Below are 3328 nucleotides of genomic sequence, written 5' to 3'. Positions count from 1 at the left end.
CTTCGCTTGTTGCGTAAGAGAAACGAATACAATTTGGATTTCCAAAAGCGTCTCCAGTTACCGTTGCTACATTTGCTTCCGCCAATAAGAACATGGAGAAATCAGTTGCGTTTTTAATTTCGGTTCCTTTGATGGTTTTTCCAAAGTAGTAAGAAACATCAGGGAATACATAGAACGCTCCTTCTGGAACATTCAATTTGAATCCTGGAATTTCTTTAACTAATCCAACAACTAAATCTCTACGGTTTTTGAAGGCTGAAACCATTTCGTTTAAAACACTTGGATCTGCTTCAACAGCAGTAATTGTTGCTCTTTGTGCAATAGAATTCGCACCCGAAGTAACTTGTCCTTGAATTTTAGTACATGCTTTTGCGATGAATTCTGGTGCTCCGATATAACCAATTCTCCAACCTGTCATTGCGAATGCTTTTGCAACACCGTTAACAGTAATCGTTCTTTCTAACATTCCTGGTATAGAACCAATACTGCAAAATGTTCCTGAAAAGTTAATGTGTTCGTAGATTTCGTCAGAAACTACATATACGTGTGGATGTTTTTCTAAAACTTTGGCCAAAGCTGTTAATTCTTCACGATTGTAAACCGAACCACTTGGATTACAAGGAGAACTGAACCACATCATTTTTGTTTTTGGTGTGATAGCAGCTTCTAATTGTTCTGGTGTAATTTTGAAATCGCTTTCTACAGAAGTAGGAACTTCAACAGGAACTCCACCAGAAAGTTTAATGATTTCGTAATATGAAACCCAATATGGAGCAGGAAGAATTACTTCATCACCATCATTCAACATTACTTGAGCAATGTTGTATAATGATTGTTTTGCTCCTGTAGAAACTACAATCTGTGATGGTTTGTAGTCTAAATTATTATCTCTTTTGAATTTTTTGCAAATCGCTTCTTTCAATTCTAAGTAACCTTCTACTGGAGTATACGTACTGTAATTTTCGTCGATAGCTTTTTTTGCAGCTTCTTTAATGAATTCAGGAGTATTGAAATCTGGTTCTCCTAAACTAAGGCTAATAATGTCTTTTCCTTGTGCTTTTAATTCTCTTGCCAAAGCCGCCATAGCTAAAGTTTGAGAAACGGCTAAGTTGTTGATTCTGTCCGATAACGGGTTCATTGTGTGTTAGTTATTATAGTTAATACAAAAGACGCGATTCCTCGCGTCTCTTCTTTATTATGCTAATTGTGGTTTTCTTCCTAATTCTCTCAAATGCTTGAAGTGAGAAGCGATGGCCGCTCGAGTCGTTTTGAACTCGTGATACGGCAAGTTACATTCTGCTGCGGTTTGCTTTACAATTTCAGCAATTTTATCATAGTGAATGTGACTGATATTCGGGAAAATATGGTGTTCAATTTGATGATTTAATCCACCTGTATAATAATTTACAATCCAGTTTTTAGGAGCAAAGTTAGCTGTTGTGAACAATTGGTGAATAGCCCAAGTATTTTCGATTTCTCCGTTTTCATCTGGCATTGGGTTAACTGTGTCTTCTACAACGTGCGCTAATTGGAATACTACACTCAAGATTAATCCTGCAGTATAATGCATTACTACGAATCCTAAAAGTACTTTCCACCAAGTTACTCCAACAATTATTGGCAATACAATCCAAATAGAAAAGTAAATAACTTTAGTAATGATAAGTGTAGTCCATTGGAAAGCTGGGCTTTTTGCTTCACCATATGATAGTTTTCTTTTTAAGTAACGTTTCATCTGTAGAAAATCAGTTGTGATTGCCCAGTTGAAGGTTAATAATCCGTATAAGAAAACAGAGTAATAATGTTGAAATCTGTGGTGACTGTACCATTTAGCTGTTTTTGAGAAACGTAAAATTCTTCCTGCTTCTAAATCTTCATCATGACCTATGATGTTCGTATATGTATGGTGTAATACATTGTGTTGTACTTGCCAGTTGTACACATTTCCAGCTAAGATGTAGATACTTCCGCCCATTAATTTGTTTACCCAAGACTTGGTTGAGTAAGCACCGTGATTTCCATCGTGCATTACGTTCATTCCAACACCTGCCATTCCAACTCCAATAACTACGTTTAATAATAAATATACCCAAAACGGCATATCCATAGCTAATAGGAAGAAATAAGGTGTTAAGAAAAGACCGAACATTACAATTGTTTTTAAGTGTAATTTCCAGTTTCCAGTTTTGTTGATTTTGTTTTCTTTGAAATAGTCGTTTACTCGTTTATTTAAAGTTCTGAAAAATTTCAGATTGTCCTCTTTTGAAAAAATCGGGGTTGTGGTATTCATATTTTAATATTCAAATTTCGTCAAAGATAATTATTATAATTTTTTCATTTATGATAATCATCATTTTTTATTCACTAAAAAGCGTATTTTTGTGTAAAATTTAACGAATGGAAGAAATTTTAAAGCAATTTCCTGATTTATCTGAAAATCAAATACTTCAGTTTCAAAAATTACAATCGCTGTATGAAGATTGGAACTCTAAAATTAACGTGATTTCACGAAAAGATATAGACGAATTATATACACGTCATGTTTTGCATTCGTTAGGAATCGCAAAAATCATCGAGTTCCGTCCAGGTTCAAAAATTATGGATGTCGGAACAGGTGGTGGTTTTCCAGGAATTCCATTAGCGATTTTATTCCCAGAAGTTGATTTTTATTTGATTGATGTTATTGCAAAGAAAATCAAAGTAGTGAATGAAGTAGCTGCAGGTTTAGGATTAAAAAACGTAAGAGCCGAACAAAAACGTGCTGAACTAGTCAAACAAGAATTCGATTTCATCGTTAGTCGTGCCGTAACCAATATGCCTGATTTTGTAAAATGGGTCGATGATAAAGTTTCAAAAAAACAAAACCACGAATTAGCCAACGGTATTTTATATCTAAAAGGTGGCGATTTAACCGAAGAATTAAAGGATTTCCCAAAAGCAACGCAATATAATTTATCGGATTTCTTTTCAGATGAGTTTTTTGAAACGAAAAAAGTGGTGCATTTGCCGTTGAAGTATAAGAAGTAAGTGATTAGTGAAAAGTAATTAGTAATTAGCTATAAAAAGCAAAACCCGATTCTCAACTGAAAATCGGGTTTTTTATTTCTACTTCGTATTTCGGATTAACCTAAAAACGGATATTTATAATCTTCTGGTGTTACGAAGGTTTCTTTAATCGTTCTAACAGAAGCCCAACGCAATAAATTTTGTGCCGAACCAGCCTTGTCATTAGTTCCAGAACCTCTTGCGCCTCCAAAGGGTTGCATACCTACAACAGCACCTGTTGGTTTGTCGTTGATGTAGAAGTTTCCTGCTGCATTTTGTAAAG

At 34.8% G+C, this 3328-nt stretch carries 3 protein-coding genes and 1 pseudogene; 1 reads left to right on the top strand and 3 read right to left on the bottom strand.

Features of this window, described 5'->3' with window-relative positions:
- On the bottom strand, positions 1 to 1138 hold a 1138-nt coding region (locus tag Q0075_RS06765; RefSeq protein ID WP_297868846.1), incomplete at its 3' end, for a pyridoxal phosphate-dependent aminotransferase.
- Positions 1139 to 1195: 57 nt separating this feature from the next.
- A complete protein-coding gene (locus Q0075_RS06760; RefSeq protein WP_297868845.1) occupies positions 1196 to 2290 on the bottom strand; it encodes an acyl-CoA desaturase in 1095 nt (364 codons plus the stop codon).
- Positions 2291 to 2397: 107 nt separating this feature from the next.
- Between Q0075_RS06760 and rsmG the strand changes: the two genes are divergently transcribed.
- A complete protein-coding gene (gene rsmG / locus Q0075_RS06755; protein ID WP_297868844.1) occupies positions 2398 to 3027 on the top strand; it encodes a 16S rRNA (guanine(527)-N(7))-methyltransferase RsmG in 630 nt (209 codons plus the stop codon).
- A gap of 95 nt (positions 3028 to 3122) precedes the next feature.
- Here rsmG and Q0075_RS06750 read toward each other — a convergent pair.
- Positions 3123 to 3328 (bottom strand): annotated as a pseudogene (locus Q0075_RS06750) (aldehyde dehydrogenase family protein); the annotation flags it as partial.

The sequence above is a fragment of the uncultured Flavobacterium sp. genome, assembly GCF_937967675.1.
GTDB lineage: Bacteria > Bacteroidota > Bacteroidia > Flavobacteriales > Flavobacteriaceae > Flavobacterium.
This window is presented reverse-complemented; position numbering and strand designations above follow the sequence as displayed.

Bases quoted from the DNA above. Each gene is read 5' to 3' on its own strand.
- Q0075_RS06760 (WP_297868845.1), bottom strand. From the start codon at position 2,290: ATGAATACCACAACCCCGATTTTTTCAAAAGAGGACAATCTGAAATTT.
- rsmG (WP_297868844.1), top strand. From the start codon at position 2,398: ATGGAAGAAATTTTAAAGCAATTTCCTGATTTATCTGAAAATCAAATA.